This is a genomic window from Candidatus Baltobacteraceae bacterium (assembly GCA_035502855.1).
GTDB lineage: Bacteria > Vulcanimicrobiota > Vulcanimicrobiia > Vulcanimicrobiales > Vulcanimicrobiaceae > Aquilonibacter.
Genome location: DATJTX010000021.1, coordinates 148,349 through 165,874, shown reverse-complemented (window position 1 = coordinate 165,874; position 17,526 = coordinate 148,349). Strand labels below are relative to the sequence as shown.

The 17,526-nt window shown below is 64.9% G+C and carries 13 protein-coding genes; 2 read left to right on the top strand and 11 right to left on the bottom strand.

Going from position 1 to position 17,526, the window contains the following annotated elements:
• Positions 1-95 precede the first annotated feature (95 nt).
• From infB to VMF11_06965, 4 genes are all read right to left on the bottom strand, one after another.
• On the bottom strand, positions 96-2,816 hold the full coding sequence (gene infB, locus VMF11_06980) for a translation initiation factor IF-2 (protein HTU70050.1): 2,721 nt from the start codon (positions 2,814-2,816) through the stop codon (positions 96-98).
• 458 nt (positions 2,817-3,274) lie between these two features.
• Entirely contained in the window at positions 3,275-4,486 is a 1,212-nt protein-coding gene (nusA, locus tag VMF11_06975; GenBank protein HTU70049.1) for a transcription termination factor NusA, read from the bottom strand.
• Positions 4,467-4,979, bottom strand: coding sequence for a hypothetical protein (locus tag VMF11_06970; GenBank protein HTU70048.1), 513 nt, complete (start codon positions 4,977-4,979; stop codon positions 4,467-4,469). The genes nusA and VMF11_06970 overlap by 20 nt, the downstream gene beginning before the upstream one ends.
• Before the next feature lie 440 nt (positions 4,980-5,419).
• Positions 5,420-6,775, bottom strand: a complete 1,356-nt coding sequence (locus tag VMF11_06965; GenBank protein HTU70047.1) for a hypothetical protein — start codon at positions 6,773-6,775, stop codon at positions 5,420-5,422.
• On the opposite strand from VMF11_06965, the gene pyk reads away from it, so the two are divergent.
• On the top strand, positions 6,774-8,276 hold the full coding sequence (pyk, locus tag VMF11_06960; GenBank protein ID HTU70046.1) for a pyruvate kinase: 1,503 nt from the start codon (positions 6,774-6,776) through the stop codon (positions 8,274-8,276). The genes VMF11_06965 and pyk overlap by 2 nt on opposite strands.
• 10 nt (positions 8,277-8,286) lie before the next feature.
• Positions 8,287-9,705: an alkaline phosphatase family protein gene (locus VMF11_06955; GenBank protein HTU70045.1), complete on the top strand. Its 1,419-nt coding sequence runs from the start codon at positions 8,287-8,289 to the stop codon at positions 9,703-9,705.
• A gap of 37 nt (positions 9,706-9,742) precedes the next feature.
• Here VMF11_06955 and VMF11_06950 read toward each other — a convergent pair whose 3' ends face one another.
• The 7 genes from VMF11_06950 to VMF11_06920 form a co-directional block, all read right to left on the bottom strand.
• Positions 9,743-10,786 (bottom strand): ATP-dependent DNA ligase, encoded by a 1,044-nt coding sequence (locus tag VMF11_06950; protein HTU70044.1) that lies wholly within the window; start codon positions 10,784-10,786, stop codon positions 9,743-9,745.
• Positions 10,783-12,930, bottom strand: a complete 2,148-nt coding sequence (locus VMF11_06945) for a hypothetical protein (GenBank protein HTU70043.1) — start codon at positions 12,928-12,930, stop codon at positions 10,783-10,785. The genes VMF11_06950 and VMF11_06945 overlap by 4 nt, the downstream gene beginning before the upstream one ends.
• Before the next feature lie 9 nt (positions 12,931-12,939).
• A complete protein-coding gene (locus tag VMF11_06940; GenBank protein ID HTU70042.1) occupies positions 12,940-13,281 on the bottom strand; it encodes a hypothetical protein in 342 nt (113 codons plus the stop codon).
• Between the two features lie 72 nt (positions 13,282-13,353).
• Positions 13,354-14,271, bottom strand: a complete 918-nt coding sequence (gene ligD / locus VMF11_06935) for a non-homologous end-joining DNA ligase (GenBank protein HTU70041.1) — start codon at positions 14,269-14,271, stop codon at positions 13,354-13,356.
• Positions 14,268-15,899, bottom strand: a complete 1,632-nt coding sequence (gene recN / locus VMF11_06930; GenBank protein HTU70040.1) for a DNA repair protein RecN — start codon at positions 15,897-15,899, stop codon at positions 14,268-14,270. The genes ligD and recN overlap by 4 nt, the downstream gene beginning before the upstream one ends.
• A gap of 11 nt (positions 15,900-15,910) precedes the next feature.
• Positions 15,911-16,747: an NAD(+)/NADH kinase gene (locus VMF11_06925; protein ID HTU70039.1), complete on the bottom strand. Its 837-nt coding sequence runs from the start codon at positions 16,745-16,747 to the stop codon at positions 15,911-15,913.
• A 3-nt stretch (positions 16,748-16,750) separates the two neighbouring features.
• A complete protein-coding gene (locus VMF11_06920) occupies positions 16,751-17,521 on the bottom strand; it encodes a TlyA family RNA methyltransferase (protein HTU70038.1) in 771 nt (256 codons plus the stop codon).
• Positions 17,522-17,526 lie beyond the last annotated feature (5 nt).

Below are 17,526 nucleotides of genomic sequence, written 5' to 3'. Positions count from 1 at the left end.
AGTCTCCCCAGCCGTCAGGATGCGGCTGCAGGTTCGGAGCACAGGATGTGCGACCGTCCGCAGGACGGCCGAACACGCGGGGGCGCGCCTAATCATCATGCCGTTACCAGTTCCGCAGCCACTTGTTCGGTCGCGTAGGCCTCGATGACGTCGCCCACCTTGAGGTCCTGGAACCTTGCGACCTGGATGCCGCACTCGAAGCCTTCGGCGACTTCGCGCACGTCGTCTTTGAAGCGGCGCAGGCTTTCGAGTTCGCCGGTGAAGACGACCGCAGAGTCACGCAGCACGCGCACTTTCGAGTTGCGCGTGATCTTCCCGTCCTTGACGTAGCAGCCGACGATGGTTCCGACCTTGCTGACTTTGAAGACCTCGCGCACTTCGGCGTGACCGAGCGTGACCTCGCGCACGACCGGCGCGAGCATCCCGGTCATTGCCTTTCGCAGATCGTCCTCGATCTCGTAGATGACCTGGTAGAAGCGGAGATCGACGCCTTCGTTCTCGGCCAGGCGCTTCGCCGTCTCGTCGGGTCGGATGTTGAAACCGATCAGCACGGCACTCGAGGCGCTGGCGAGATTGACGTCGTTGGGTGAAATCGCGCCGACGCCGCCGTGGATGACGCGCACGTCCACCTCGTCGTTCGAGAGCGACTCCATTCGAGCGCGCAGCGCTTCGAGCGAACCTTGTCCGTCGGCTTTGATGATGAGGTTGAGCGCCTTCTTGCCTTCGGTCGGCATCGACATGAAGGTCTCCAGGGAAACGCGTTGGGATCCGGCGCCCGCGATACGCACGTCGCGCCGGCGCACCGCGCGCTTCTCGGCCGTTTCACGCGCGACGCGCTCGTCGCTGACCACCATCAAGGTGTCGCCCGCGGCGGGAACGTCTTGCAGGCCCATCACCTCGACCGGAATCGAGGGGCCCGCCTTCTTCACTTGTTTGCCCTTGTCGTCGATCAGCGCGCGCACTTTGCCGAACGTCCCGCCGACCACGACGATATCGCCGACGCGCAGCGTACCGTTCTGGACCAGCACCGTCGCCACCGCACCGCGGCCGCGCGAGAGCTGCGATTCGATCACGACGCCGGTCGCGCGGCGGTTCTTATTCGCCTTGAGTTCCTTGATGTCGGCCTCGAGCAGCACGGTGTCGAGCAGCGCATCGATGCCGGTACCGGCTTTGGCCGAAACCGGAACCATTTCGATCGTACCGCCCCAGTCGACCGCCTGCAGACCCTCTTCGGCAAGCTGCTGCTTGACGCGGTCGGGCTGCGCATCGGGTTTGTCCATTTTGTTGACGGCAACGACGATCGGAACGTTCGCGGCTTTGACGTGCGCGATCGCTTCCTTCGTTTGCGGCATGACGCCGTCGTCCGCCGCAACGACGAGAATCGCGACATCGGTCACCTTGGCGCCGCGCGCGCGCATCGCGGTGAACGCTTCGTGACCGGGCGTATCGATGAAGGTGATCTTGCGATCGTTGCGCTCGACCGTGTACGCGCCGATCTTTTGGGTGATGCCGCCCGCTTCGCCCGCCGCCACGTTCGCGCTGCGAATCCGATCGAGCAGCGAGGTCTTGCCGTGATCGACGTGACCGAGTACGGTGACGACCGGCGGACGCGCGGTCATCATCTCGGGCTTGTCTTCTTCTTGCTCGACGGTGACTTCTTCGCCGGCCTCTTTGACCACCGCGTTGAAACCGAACTTCTTCGCGACCGAGATGGCGACGTCGCTCGGAATATTTTGGTTGATCGTGGCCATCGTGCCCATCTTGATCAGTTCGGTGATCACGTCTTTGACCGGAACGATCATCGAGGTGGCGAGTTCCTGAACGGTAAGCAGATCGGGAATCTCGATCGTCTCGAGCGCGCGCGCAGGCGTTGCGACCGAGAGCTCGCCGCCCTTCTTCTTGCGCTGCCGTTCTTTCTCGAGCAGCAGCTCTTTCTCACGATCCTTCTTGGCCGCCGCCTTGTCCTCATGACTGCGGGGGCGGTCACCCGGACCGCGGCCGCCGGCCGAGGGCGCGGGAGCATCGTTGCCGGTTGCCGGAACACCGGGGCGCGGACCGAGCGGGCGCTGCGCACCGGGGGCCAGCGGACGGAACGGACCGTTGCCGGCCGGACGGCGTCCGGTCGGCGGGGTCAGCGGCCCGTTGCCGCGGCCGGCGGGAGCGACCGGACCTTTGCCGCCCTGCCCAGGCAGCGCCTGACCGGGGCGCGGCGCGACACCGGGGCGGCCCGGCACGCCGGTCGACGGGCCGGGCGACGCCGACGCACTGGTCGTGGGGGCCGGCGGACGGCGCGCAATGGAGGTTTGACCTTGTGGAACCGGCTGCAGCCGTGGAATCGGCGCGTCGCTTGCGGCGGGACGGGCCGCCGGGCGCGGCGGCGCGGCCGGCGGAGCCGCGGGCTCGACCGGTGCGGCGGCAGCCGGCGCTTCTTCGGGAACGGACGGCTTGGGGGCCGTGACTTTGGGTGCTCTCGGCGTCGGGCTTGCCGAGCTCGGCCCGACCGGCCGCAGGCGCGGGACGGGTGCTTCGGGCGCGGCCGCCTTGGGAGGGGGAGGAGCAGGAACGGTCTTGGCCGGTGCTTTCGGTGCGGCCGGCGCGGCGGCGCTCTTCGCCGGCGCCTTCGCTGCCGGCGCCGGTTTGAGCACGCTGCGAACGAGATCCGCGATGTTATCGGGAACGACGCTGAGCTGATTCTTTGCCTCGAACGCGCCGCCCAAGCGATCGTTGAAGAGTGCGATCAGCTCTTTGGACGTGAGCCCCACCTCTTTGGCGAGCTCGAAAATGCGTACTTTACTACCGGTCGTTGCTGCTGCCATGTATCCCCACGTGGTCCCCACGTGGGGCACCACAGCGTTAAGTCACCAAGAAGAGGGTTCGGCCGCTTCCTGCGCTCCGAACCTTCAGCCGCATCCTGCGGCCGAGGATTCGGCCGTCCTTCGACAAGCTCGGGACGGTCGCGCTTCCTGCGCTCCGAATCTTCAGCCGCATCCTGCGGCTAAACAAGAACATCGTCGTTATCGAACATCACGAATTTCTGTCCATCGAACTACTTATTAAACCATATTCTGCCGCAGCAGATGCAAGACCCGGGTAGCGCCTGTTCTTGGCCGCGCGCGCGGCGCAGCCCCCTGAACAAAGGTAGGCGCCTCGACCGGGCTGCCGTTTGGCCCCTCGTGGGTCCGGCTTCCAGCCTCCGGCATGACGGACGAACCGGACCAGCACCGCCTGCGCGAAGCGCTCGCGGCAGCCGACGCAGGTCCGTACGGGGGCGCGGCTACTCGCCAAGCCGCTCCCGCCGGAACTCTTCGAGTTTGCGGATCAGCTCTTCGTCGACTCCCGCCGCCGCCGCCGGCACTTCGTCGGCCTCGGTCTCCACCGTCTCCTCGACCACCGCTTCACCGCCGGCGCGTTCGGCACGCTCGGCCAAGTAGCGCTCCCGCACCTCGTCGGCTTCGCTTTCGCTCGCGATGTCCAGTCGCCACCCGGTCAGGCGCGCGGCGAGCCGCACGTTCTGGCCGTCGCGTCCGATCGCGAGCGAGAGCTGATAATCCGGGACCATGACCAGCGCCACACCGTCGTCTTCAAAGAGCTCGACGCTGATCACCTTGGCCGGCGCGAGCGCGTTCATGATGAACGTCTGCGGATCGGTGTCGTAGCGAATCACGTCGATCTTCTCGCCGCGCAGCGTGTCGGAAACGTTCGCGATGCGGCTCGATTTCGGACCGAGGCAGGCGCCGATCGGATCGACTTCGGCGCGCAGCGAACGCACCGCGACCTTGGAGCGGCTGCCGGCCTCACGGGCGATCGCCATGATTTCGACCACGCCGTCGGCAATCTCCGGCACTTCCAGCTCGAGAAGCCGCTGCACGAGACCTTCGGCCGCGCGCGAGAGTACGACCTGCGGACCCTTGGGTGATTTGCGCACGTCGAGCACGTAGGCGCGAATGAAATCGTTGATGCGAAACGTCTCGCCCGGAACCTGGTCGGCCAGATAAAGAATTGCCTCGTCGCGATTCTCGAGCAGTACGTACATGTTCCGCTGTTCGAAGCGCTGCACGGTCCCGGTGACCAGGTCGTTGAGCTTGCGCGCGTACTTGTTGTACACGGTATCGCGCTCGGCTTCACGAATACGCTGCACGATCACCTGTTTCGCCGTCTGTGCGGCGATGCGGCCGAACTCCTTCGGTGTGACTTCTTCGTCGTAGAAATCGCCGGGCTGATAGGGTTCGCCGGCTTCTTTGATCGAGACTTCGAGTTTGGGATCTTCGACGACCTCAGCGACCGTACGGCGATGGTAAACGCGATATTCGCCGGTCTGACGATCGACGGTGACGATTGCGTTCGCCTCACTGCCGTAGTGCCGCTTGTACGCGGTGAGCAGCGCTGCTTCGAGTGCCTCGAGCAGCATCTCGAACGGAATGTTGCGTTCCTTCGAGATGAACTGGAGGACGTCGATGAGTTTCTCTTCAGCTGCCGGTTCTGCCATGTGCTTTCCGTTCACGTTTATCACGTTGAAGATCGGCGCGCGGGTCGTATTCCAGGTTCGCCGATTTGATGGTAGCGATCGGGAGCGGCAGTTCGCCGGACTCGGTCGCGAGGATGACCGTCTCGCCGCGCAGGCCCACGAGGGTTCCGCGATGCGTTTTTCCGCCGGCGATCGAGAGCGAGGTAACGATACGCGCGCGTTTGCCGGCAAAACGCTCGTAGTCGTTCGGCCGGTAGAGCGGCCGTTCGAGTCCCGCCGACTCGATCTCGAGCGAGTACGGCAGACCGATTGGGTCGAGCGCGTCGTTGATTCGCGCTGCAACGCGTTCACAAGTGGCCAAATCGACGCCGCCGTCTTTATCGATCATTACCGTGAAGGCGGCCGTCCCGCGGCGCGAATGCGCCGAGTGGGTCACGATCTCGACGCCGCTCGAACTCCGTTCGTGCGCGATCGCGTCGATCGTACGCTCGAAGAGATCCATAAGTTGCGACATCGCTTGCCCCCTGACCGTTTGGCGAACGCTGATTTCGCAGCGTAGGCCCCAACAACAACGAAGCGCGGGACCTGCCCACGCTTACTCGATCTAACCGTCCCTATCGTACCCAAAATAACGACGGGCCGCAAGCCCACGTGGCTTGAGCGGCCCCCCGTTCAAGAACTTCCTATGCGAATGTTTGCGCGGTTGCCGGGTACGTCCGGTTTGCGTCGGCGCGGTCAGTGGCGCCTCTAGCGGTGCGCGTATTCGCGAGCCATCTGGCCCGGTGGATCCTGCGGCTCCAAACCGCCCCTCCCGTGTGGATTCGCCTTCGGCGAATCTGTAGCGTTTTGGGAGCTGGCGCTCCCAAATCCGCGGCAGATATTCAGCATCCATCATCGGATGCTGACTTTATTTTATTCCGATAAAAGTCGCGCAACAAGCGGGAATCGCGGTAATCACGGCGACGGAGTGGACGGGCCGGCGAACGGCACCAGCGCACGTTCGGAACACGGTACGCTCGCGTGTTCCTCGACGATGGGCGGCAGAACTCCGCCCGGCACTCCGCCGAACGAGAGCAGGTTGGCGCCGCCGGCAGTCGGCCCGTTTGCATGCGGATAGCGCAGCATCCAACCCTCGCAGACGAGCGTCGGACCGTCGCGATGCGTGCCGGTCACCCACATCTTCACCAGCGCGTCGTCACCCGCGCCGCGCTGCTCGTACGTGTACCTCGTCATCGCAACGACCGCAGGCGGGGGCGTGGGCACCATCGAGGCGTCGAGCGCCGGCTTCGACGCGAAGTGATATTGTGCGGGCGCAACCGGATTGTTGGCGCCAAGGAGCTTGCTGAGGTCCTGATGATACCCGCCGCTGCCTTGGCTGTTTTCGGATTCCGGCTTTCGCGTCGGTTTCGGGCGGGGTTGCGGTGTCGGCGGAACGTGCACCGGGCCGGGTCGAGCGATTTTCGCGTTGCCGCCGTTACCGGCGCGGGGTCCGGGGGAACTCTCACCCTTCGGCGCCGGTGTGGCGGAGATACCCTTGCTCTGCGCGATCCGCGGCCCTTGCGTCGGGCTCGGGCTAGGCACGCCGGCGTTGCGGGCCGGCGTGAGGCTCGGACGATTGAGCGGTGCCGGCGAGGCTGAGGGCTGGGTCGTCGCGCGGGCGACGCTGGCCGCCAACGTGGTCGGCACGGCCGTCGGCCTTGCGCTCGGCGCGGGCGTCGCCGGCTTCGGCGTCGACGGGGCCTTGGTCGCAGCCGGCTCCGGGGTAGCGCGAGCGGTAGGCTCGGCGGTTGGCACCGGACTGGGCGCGGCGGTCGGCGGAGGCTTGATTGCAACTTGTTGCACCGCGACCGACGGCATCACCGTGGGCACGGCCGGGATTTCATTTTGCGGCCTGGTTTCATACACGCGCGTCGTCGGCACGGGATTGGGCTGCGCCGAGGCCTGGGGCACGGGCGTGGGATTGGGCGGGGCGGTCGGTGCGAACGTCGCGAGCTCGTGCGGCTGCGGCGGCTGCGGCCGCGTCTTCGGCTGCACGAGCGGTGCGTGACGAACGAGCGGCGCGACGTGCGGCACGTTCGGAACCGGCGGCGCTTGTTGTGCCGGCACGGCAACCTGCGCGACGACGGGCGCGCGCTGCTCGAGCGTCACGAGCGTTCCACCCGAGATCGATTCGCCGGCGCCTTCCTCCGACGAGCTCGATGCAAGTGAGAAGAGCAGTGCAGCCAAGAGCGCGTGCAACAGCAGCGATGCAAGGTAGCTCGCTGCGAGTCGCTCGCGTCTACGCGGGTCCTGCGGATCGCGCCTGAGCATGCGCTTGCGTTATGCGCTTAACCTATCGCAGGAGCCTGCAAACTGGGGCGCGCATCTGCACGCTTTCATGGAATACGTTCTTCAGAAACGAACAAAGATCGTCGCTACCATCGGTCCCGCATCGCGCGACCCCGCGGTCATGCGGTCGCTTTTCGTTTCTGGGACAAATGTGGTTCGTTTGAATTTCTCGCACGGCACGCCCGACGATCACGCCGCCGTGATTGCCGCTACGCGCAGCATCGCGAAAGAACTCGACATTCACGTCGCGATCTTGCAGGATCTTCCCGGTCCGAAGGTGCGCACCGGCAAACTGCGAGACGACCTGCAGAACGTGCGCCTCGAACGCGGCAGCCCTTTCGTGCTTACGACCGACGACGTCCCCGGCGACGACAAACGCATCAGCGTCCAATACAAAGATCTTCCCGGTGACGTAGCGGTGGGGAACCGCATCTACTTGCAAGACGGGCAAATCACGTTGCGCATCCTCGGTAAGACCGCAACGGAGATCCAAACGACGGTCGAATACGGCGGAGACCTGCGCTCACAGCAAGGGATCAACTATCCCGACGGATCGCTCAACATTCCCTCGGTCACCGAACGCGATTTCGAGTACCTTGCCTTCGGGCTCGAGCAGCGCGTCGATTACGTCGCCGTCTCGTTCGTACGCTCGGCCGAAGACATCAACCGCGTCAAGGCATTCATGGCCGAGCGTAATCACAATATACCGATCATCGCCAAGATCGAGAAACACGAGGCGCTCGAGGATCTCGACAACATCGTCGATGCCGCCGACGGCGTGATGGTGGCGCGCGGCGACTTGGGCATCGAGATTCCGCTCGAGCAAGTACCTCTGGTGCAGAAGGCGATCATCGCCAAATGCAATCGTGCGAGCAAACCGGTTATCACCGCGACGCAGATGCTCGAGTCGATGACCTTCGCCTCGAAGCCGACACGCGCTGAAGTGACCGACGTCGCGAACGCTATTCTCGACGGAACCGACGCACTGATGCTCTCGGGCGAAACCGCGCGCGGTCAGTTTCCCGCCGAAGCAGTACGCACGATGGCCGATATTGCGCGCGAGGTCGAGAAAAACTATCCGCACGCGACGCTGCGCGACCGCAGGCTCGCCGGCATAAGCCCGACGATCGCCACCTCGATCGCGGAAGCCGCGACCCGCGCCGCCGACGAGCTCTTCATCGCGTTCATCGCCACCGGCACGACGACCGGGAATACGGCCCATCACATCGCGGCGTTCCGCCCGCGAGCGCGGATCATCGCTCTCACCCCCTCGCCCGAAGTAGCGCGACAACTGGCGCTGCTGTGGGGCACCGAAGCGCTGCTGATCGAACGTTACAATTCGTTCGACGTCCTGCTCTACATGACCGAGCAGCGCATGACGCAGGCCGGCATCGTGCGGTCTAAGGATCTGATCGCGTTCACCACCGGTATGCCGGTCGGCGGCGGCGGCACCAACTTGCTCAAGATCCACGAAATCCCCTAAAGGTGATAGAATGAAACGACCATCGCGTGCGCAGTTTCTTTCGGGATTGGCAGGTGCTGCGGCTCTGCCATACGTCGAGTGGGTGCGCCCCGCCCTGGCACAGGCACCGCCGTCAAAGCTTTCCGACATCGAGCACTTCGTGATCTTGATGCAGGAAAACCGCTCTTTCGATCATTACTTCGGCACACTCTCGGGCGTGCGCGGGTACAGCGATCCGGCGGCGGGCATCTTGCTGAACGGCAAGCCGGTATTTTACCAGCCGGACGGCGAAAGCCGTGAGGGCTACGTGTTACCGTTCCATCTCGACACGAGAACGACGAACGCGCAACGGTTGCACGATCTCAGTCATTCGTGGAACGCGCTGCACGCATCGTGGGACCGCGGACGCCTCGACGGCTTTGTCAGCGCACATCGCGCGACCGACTACGCGAACGGACCCCTCACGATGGGCTACTACACGCGCGAAGATCTCCCGTTCTATTATGCGCTGGCCGATGCATTTACGGTTTGCGACGGCTATCACTGCTCGGTCATGGGACCCACCTACCCAAACCGCTACTTCTGGATGACCGCGTCGAATGATCCCAACGGCCTGCATGGCGGCCCCGCGATCAAAAATCTGAGGACACGCTATTCGTGGGAGACGTATCCGGAGCAACTGCAGCGGGCCGGGGTGTCGTGGCGCATTTATCACGACGAGCCCGAACCGGGCGAGCCGGTTGGTCTGAACGTCATTCTGAATTTCGCGCCCTTCCAGGACGCCGCGCCGACCTCGCCGCTCTACGAATATGCGGTCAAGGCACGCGGAGTCGACGCGATGCTCGACGATATGCGGACCGGCAATCTCCCGCAAGTGAGTTGGATCATTCCGCCCTACGCGTTTTGCGAGCACCCCGACGAGCTACCGGCGGCGGGCGAAAATTACGTCCGGCAAATCATCGAAGCGCTTGCCTCGAATCCTGTGAACTGGGCACGGACTGCGTTCATCATCGTATACGACGAAAATGACGGGCTCTTCGATCACGTATTACCGCCGACGCCGCCGCTGCATACACCGGACGAATGGATCGACGGCCAGCCGACAGGCCTGGGCTTCCGCGTGCCCGCCTTGATCGTTTCACCGTTTGCCCGGGGCGGTTACGTCTACGGTGACACGCTCGATCACACCTCGACGCTGCGATTGCTCGAATCACGCTTCGGCGCCGAAGTTCCGAACCTCTCCGCATGGCGCCGCGCGACATGCGGCGATATGACCGGCGCCTTCGGCTTCGGATCGCCGATCGATGTCAGTCTTCCCGACTTGCCGCAAACCGCGGATGCGCTCGTTGCCGTCGAGCGAGAAATTCTCACGCTGCCGCGCCCGTCCGCACCGAGGGTGCAAACGATGCCGCAGCAAGAACCCGGCGCACGCAAACGCAGAATCGGTTAGACCCGGCGTTCGAAGCGGCCGGTCTTTTCTTCCGGCGTTAGGAAGAAGCCGTGAAGCCGAGCAGTTCCAAAGGCGCGGCCGCCTCGGCGACCTGGAGTTGGTCCATCGTGCACTGGCGCGGCGCCTTGTCGGGACGCCAGCGCATCAGCTTCGTGCCGTGCCTGAACCGCTCGCCGGTGACGTGATCGTAGCGAACCTCGACGACCAATTTTGGATCGAGCGGGAACCACGGTTCGTCGCTTTGCCGCCAGCGGCTGGGGCCGCCCGGCGCCGCGCCGGTAAAACCCGGCGGCTTCTCGAGCGGATGCAGCCGTTGCAGCAACGCAACCCGTTCGTCGGAGCGCAGACCGGACGTGAAGCCGACGTGGTTCAACTTGCCGGTACGATCGAAGAGTCCCAGCAGCAGCGAACTGACGCCGTTGCGCTCCTTATTCAGACGATAGCCGCCGACCACGCAATCCGCCGTGCGCAGATGCTTGATCTTGACACCGCCGCCGCGCGTTCCCGACGCATAGGCGTGATCGCGGCGCTTTGCAACCACGCCGTCGAGCGCGTTGCCGACGCGCGCGAACCAGTCTTCCACCTGCTCGCGGTTGCTGACGGCCGGCGAGAGCGCGATCTCGCCCCCGTGCAAATACCGTTTCGCGAACTGTTCGAGCGATTGCCGGCGCGTCACCAACGGTTGCCCGGTCAGATCGTGCGCGCCCTCATCGACCAGCATATCGAAAACGACGTAGCGCGCCGGCGTTTCCAGCGCGAGGCGTTTGACCCGGCTCTCCGCCGGATGAATCCGCTGCAGCAATGCATCGAAGGAAAGCGTCTCGCCAAGTTGCACCATCAATTCGCCGTCGAGCACGAAGCGGCGCGCACCGAGCGCGCGCAGATGACCGACGACCTCGGGAAAGTAGCGCGCCAGCGGTTCGCCGGCCTTCGATTGCAAATAGATTTCGCCGCCGTCGCGAAACGCGACGCAGCGAAATCCATCCCACTTCGGTTCATATTGCCACTGCGGTCCGTCCGGTATCCGTTCGACCTGCAACAACTCCATCGGGTCGTACGGCGGACGGATCGGCAGCGTCACGTACAGCCGTTACCGGTCGTGGTCATCACCCACGCGTCGCTGGGGCTCACGGTGAGCGGATCGGTCACCGAGCGGCCTCCGATGTCGGTGTAGGTGTGATCTGAAGGCAGCGTGGCGCTTCCGCTCGCCGAGTCGCTCGCATTGACGACCACCATACCGCTCGCGAAGCGCCGGTAGTAGATCTGCGGATCGGTCGAGTCTTCGTACATCGCTCCGCACGGATCGCCGAGCTGCGTCGCATATTCGGGGTAGTAGTTTTCCGCGCCATACCCGTATCCTTTGCCGTTGTTCGCGTCGGCAAAAAGATCGGCGTTGCCCTCGTTGGCCATCAGATACGTCCCGATCGAGTACTCGATCTGGTCGGTTGTCGGCGAGGTTTCGCCGTTGAGCGTGTAGCGATCTATGTCGATGAAGGCCTTGCCCTGCGACTGTATCCACTCCATCCACGACCACGTGCTCTTGAAGAACGTACTCGAGTCGATGTAGTTGCCGTAGTCGGAGAAGCCGTCCTCGTCGACCTCGGCATCGACGCTCGAGAGCAGGCTTTGCTCGTTCGAGTTACCGACGGATCCGACCGGGTGATTGACGATGACCGCGAGGCCGGCCGATTCCGCTGCCTGTTTGGCGGTGCTCACCCAGTTGAGCACGTCCGCCGTCCACGTCGGATCGGTGGGACCGGTGTAGACCGTCGTGAACGTTCCGTCGTCGTTCCAGATCCCGCACCCGTACTCGCTCGTATTCTCGGTCTGACCGAGTTCGGGATTTCCGCCTTTCATCACGTCCTCGAAGATCACTTCATCGAGTGCCAGCGCGTTGTAATCGTTCGCCTGCGCGTACGAGATCAAGCTTTGGACCTGATACTGCACGACGGCCGGATTGTGCATGTCGAGCGGAACGTCGGGGAAGCCGTCACCGGGCGTGTAGGCGTAGTCGTGGGTTGGCGTTCCATTCGACGAGCAGGCATAAAGAATCCAGTCGGGATGATTCTCCTGCCACCACTGGAGATCGTGGCCCGATATCAGTTCGTTGTCTTCCTCGATGATGTAGTAGCGCGAGACGAGCGCCGACGGGTTGCTGGACCGCCATGGTTGCGGGTCGAACGAGGCCCACACCGCATCGTAATTGTTCGCGTCGGCCGAGATCTGCGACGAGCTCATCTGCGTGCCGGTGCTGGGGAAGTAGTCGAAGATCTCCGCCAATCCGATGCGACCGTACGTGCTGCGAATCGCCGAGGGCGGATCGGGCGGATAGTAGGTCGCGCCGCTCGTCGGCGATGCGGTCGGCGACGGCGAGGAGCCCGCGGTCGCTGAAAGCGACAACGTCCACGTCGCGCTATTGCCGTTCGTGTCCGACGCGTTGACGGTCAGCGTGCCGCCCGAGGAGCCGGCGCTGCCGTTATACGCAATGTCGGCGAGCGTCAATTGCCCCGGCGCCGAGCCGGTCGTTACCGCCGAACCTCCGCTCGAATTCTCGAGCGTCAAACCGCTCGGCGCCGGCGAAATCGAGATCGTCACCGCGCTCTGCGAGGAGTTCACGTAGCTTCCCGGCCCGATGATCGTTGCGCCGCTAGCGTCGAGCGCATCGAGCACGACCGCGTTCGTGCATGACGCGCCGTATGCGCAAGATGCGTACGCCGGCGAGAAGGCCAGCGACGCGACGACCGGGTTCATCGTCAGATCGACCGTGTTGCTTCCGGTCTTGACCGTCGCGGCGACGGTGTTGATCGAGAGCGGGGTTCCCGTTCCGTCCGTCGAGGCGTAGAGCGCGAGCTTCCACACGTCCGAGCCGGTCGGATAGGTCGAGGTGACCGAGCAGGTAGTTCCCCCGGATGCAGCGGTCGAGCAATTCGGTGAGCCCGGCGTGAGCGCGACCACCTCCGGCGTAGGCGACGTCACCGCTACTCCGTTGGCCTGCGTGAGCGTGATCGAGAGCGATTGGGTGTTCGGCGAGACGTAATTCGGACGCACGCGCTCCATTGTGCTCGCTGCGGGTACGACGATCGCGAACGTGGCCGAACCGATCGCCGGTTGCGATCCCGCCGACGCCGGCGCACCGGCGTTCGGAAGCGGCGGCGATCCGCTACCGCCGCTGCAAGCTGCCAGCAGTGCCTCGAAAACGATAGCGAGAGCAAAGGCGAAGCGCATCGTTCTCTCCTAAGGCGTCGGCGTCGGCGTGGGCGGGCACGTGGCACCGTCGATCCCAAAGCAAACGTTTCCGGTCGGTGTCGGTGTCGGCGCGAGCGTCGGTGTCGGTGTCGGCGCGAGCGTCGGCGCCGGTGTCGGCGCGAGCGTCGGCGTCGGGGTCGGCGCGAGCGTCGGCGCCGGTGTCGGTGAGCCCGGCGCATTCGAGGGCAGTGCGCTCGGCGTCGGACCCGTTGGCCCACTCGTCGGCACGCCCGCGGGTATCACGGGGCTACCGCCGCCGCCCCCGCCTCCACCGCAGGCGGCGACTGAAAGCGCAAAAAGCGTGATGACCGCGAGACGTGCCGACTTCATGGGAAATCAGCGTACCAAGGCGTACGTGTTGCAAAGACGGCCGACTAGGGAGACCCACCCGGGCTTATAGGCCTAATGCAACAGCGGCGTCAGATCGAAGCGCCCGCGTTTAGCAACGAGCGGTTTCCATAAATCGCCGAGCTTCGCGATTCGCTCGCGAACGTTATCGATCCGAAAGTCGTCGATCTCGATACCGGATTCGATCTCGTCCCACTCGACCGGGGTCGATACGCTCGCGTGCGGCGTAGGGCGCACGGAATAGACGGAAGCGAGCGTCGAGCCCCAACGGTTCTGATTGTAATCGACCAACACGCGACCGGGCGGCCGCTTCTCCTTGCGATACTCGGCGGTCGTCAGCGCCGGCTCGTGGCGCGCGATCGCGACCGCGAACTCTTTGGCAAAGCTCCACACCGCCTTTTGCACCGGTCCGCGCACGATCGGGACGTAGACGTGGATTCCCTTCGATCCCGACGTCTTGGCGTACGCGGGCATCCCCAGAGCCGAGAGACCATCGCGAACCAGAAGCGCGGTTTCACGCACGCTCGAAAACGCCGCAGTACCGGGATCGAGATCGAAATGAACGTAGCTGGGACGATCGATGTCATCGCAGGTCGCGTACCACTGATTGAGGTCGATGCAACCGAGATTCACGATCCACAGCAGCGAAGCCGGATCGTTCGCCATCGGAAAATCGATCACGTTACCGGAGCGGTGGTGGACGCGGCAGGTTTCCAACCACTCGGGGTGCGGTTGCGGGACGCGCTTCATGAAAAAGAAGTCGCCCTGTGCGCCGTTAGGATAGCGTTTCATGACCATCGCGCGCTCCGCCACGTGCGGCAACAACACGGCGGACACGTCGGCGTAGTATTGCAAGAGATCGCCCTTGGTCGCGCCGATGGCCGGGAAAAAGACCTTGCGCAGATTCGTCAAGGTGACGCGCTTGCCGCCTGCCGCGACCACGGCGTCGTCGCGGTCGCGCGGAATCGTCATCGGGCGCGCAGCAGCGTGCGAGCATGCTCGAGCGCTACGTCGTGCGTCTCGCCCGAGAGCATCCGCGCCAGCTCGGCTGCGCGCGCGTCTTCGCCCGCGATCTCGCGCACGGTGATCGTCGTCACGCGCGCCTTCTCCACCTTGTCCAGCACGTAATGACGATCCGACCAGGTCGCCAGCTGCGCGAGGTGGGTCACGCACACCACCTGGCCCTCGCGCGCGAGGCGGCCGATGCGCGCGCCGACCGCGGTCGCGGTCGCGCCGCCGATCCCGGTGTCGATCTCGTCGAAAATCAGCGCCGTGCGATCGCGCGCGCCGGCGAGCACGACCACCAGCGCGAGCAGGACGCGCGCAATCTCGCCGCCCGAGGCGACGCGGCCGAGTGGACGCAGCGCTTCACCCTTGTTCGCCGCGAACGTGAATTCGATCGGTTCGAACGCAACGTCGAAACGAGCCGAGCCCAGCGCCAGCGCGCCGAACTCTTGGGCGAGCGCGTTTTTGAGGCGGCCGGCGGCTTCCTCGCGAATCGCCCGCAAGGCCGCTTCCTGCTTCGCGAGCGCCGTTTCGGCGTCGCGCAGCGCGGCGCGCAAAAGCGCGGCGCGCTCGTCGCGCGATTCGAAGGATTCGACGATCGCGCGCGACCGTTCGCGCGTCGCGAGCATCGCTTCGATCGAACCGCCGTACTTTCGCTTGAGCCGATCCAATAGATCCAGTCGAGCGTTGATGGCTTCGAGCTCGCCGGCATCGAATTCGGTCGCCTCGAGCTCTCGCGCAATCCGTGTCGCGAGGTCCGTGCTCTCGCTCTGGAGCGCCGCGGCGGCGTCGGCCATCGCACGCAGCTCGGGCGAGATCTCGGCGATCGAATCGAGAGCGACGCTAGCCGTGCCGAGTAGCGCGGTTGCGCTCGCGTCCTCGCCGCCGGTCGATTCATGCGCACTGCGCAATGCGGCGGCGATCCGCTCGACGTTATCGAGATAGCGCCGGCGCTCGGTGAGGCGATCGTCCTCGCCGATTTCAGGCGCTGCGCCCTCGATCTCGCCGAGCGCATACTGCGCGTCCTCGTAACGCGCTCGGGCGCGGAGTTCGTCGCCCTGCAAGGCGTCGAGCTCTTTCGCGCAGGCCGCGGCGCGCGCGCGGGATGCCTCCACCGCGTCGCGCGCTTCGAGCGCGCGCATCCCGGCGAACCGGTCGAGCAATTCGAGTTGATACGGCGGTGAGAGCAAGCGCTGCGCCTGGTGCTGCCCGACGATTTCGGCGAGCTGCTCGCCGAGTTCGCGCACGTAACTCGCCGTCGCGGGGCGTCCGTTGACGCGCACGCCGGACTTGCCCGCTTCGTTCATCTCTCGTACGATCGTCGCTTCTTCGCCCGGATCCACTTCGTAACCGTCGGCCGCCAGACGCGACCGCAGCGTCTCGTCCGGCTCGAACGCAAGGGTGACCGTCGCCCGCGCCGTCCCGCGCCGGACGACGTCGGCGCTGGCGCGCTCGCCCAATGCGAAGCCGAGCGCACCGAGAATCATCGTCTTTCCGGAGCCGGTCTCGCCGGTGAAGATCGTCGCGCCCGGACTGAACTCGACCGTCGCACGGGCGATCAAACCGTAGTTCTCGATCTCGAGGCGGCTGAGCATCGCGCGGCTCCTTACCGCGTTACCGCCCGGATGGAAACACCCCAGCGCATCTTTTCTTCGAGCCGCTCGAAGAACCGCAGCGGCGAGAGCCGTGCGAAACGCACGCATTTCGGGAAGCGCCGCACCTGCACGACCGTGTTCGGGCCGATCTCGGCGAGAACGTCGCCGTCGCACTCCAAATGCGCGCGCGCGACTTCGGAATCGCATCCCACGCCGATCTCCGAATTCGCGGGGACGATCAGCGGGCGGGAAAAGAGCGTATGCGGCAGCAGCGGTACGATACCGAAGGCGTCGACGCGCGGCGAGATGATCGATCCGCCGGCGGAAAGAAAATAGGCGGTCGAACCCGTCGGCGTCGAGATACAGATCCCGTCGGCCGGGATGTCGGCGATGTGTTCGTTGTCGAGGCTCAAGCCGAAGGGAACGATCCGCGAAACGCCCCCTTTTCGCACGACAACGTCGTTGAGCGCAAAATAATGACGCTCTCCGTACTGGGCTTCGAGCGCAACGCGCTCTTCGATGATCAGCCCTTCTTCGATAAGCGAAGGAAGATGCGGAATGCGCGGATCGCCCTCGTCGAGTTCGGTCAGGAATCCCAACCGGCCGGTATTGATGCCCAGAAGCGGCACGCCGATCTTGGTTGCCACGCGCGCCGCGCGCAATAAGGTGCCGTCGCCGCCAACGGTGATGAAGAGCGCCGCGTCCTCAGCCTTGGCCGATGCATCGACAATCTCGTACTCGTGCGCACGAAAACTGCTCGCGATCTCGTTTGCGAGCCGGCGCGCTCGCTCGCGCGCGGCATCGACCTGAAGCGCGATGATCTTGCGTTCGATGGCAACCTTTTGCATCTCTCACGCCCCTTCGCCGACGACGCGGTCGATCCGCTCGTCCTCGATCGGCTGCGCGCCGCTGCGCAGTTCGATCAGAAACTCACGATTGCCGGCCGGTCCGAGCAGCGGCGAGGCGATCAGAGCCGCCACGGGCAGGCCGAGAGCCGCCGCCGAGTCGCGTACCTCTCGCAAAATAGCGCGATGAACCGCCGGGTCGCGCACGACGCCGCCGCCGCCGATCCGCGCTCGGCCCGCCTCGAATTGCGGCTTCACCAGCGCGACGATACGTCCACCCGGTACGAGAAAGGCCGCTGCGCGCAACAAGATCGTGCGCAGCGAAATGAACGAGACGTCGATGGTGACGATGTCGAAAGGATGTTCGAACGCATCGTCGGCCAGGTAGCGAAAGTTCGTACGCTCGATCACGCGCACCCGCGAATCGTTGCGCAGCTTCCAATCGAGTTGGCCGTAACCGACGTCGACGGCCGCGACGAATGCGGCGCCGCGCTGCAGCAGCACGTCGGTGAACCCGCCCGTCGACGCGCCGACGTCGAGGGCGCGAGCGCCGGTGACGTCGATCGAGAACGCATCGAGCGCGGCCGCGAGTTTTTCGCCGCCGCGGCTGACGAAGCGTCGCGGCGCGTCGACCGTGATCTGCGCGCCCTCACGCACACGTTGGCCGGCCTTGGTTGCGGGCTCGCCCCCGACGCGAACGCGCCCCTCCATGATGAGGCTGCGGGCTTGCGATCGGGTTACGCCGGCGCGCTCCGCGACCGCTTCATCCAGACGCAACGCTT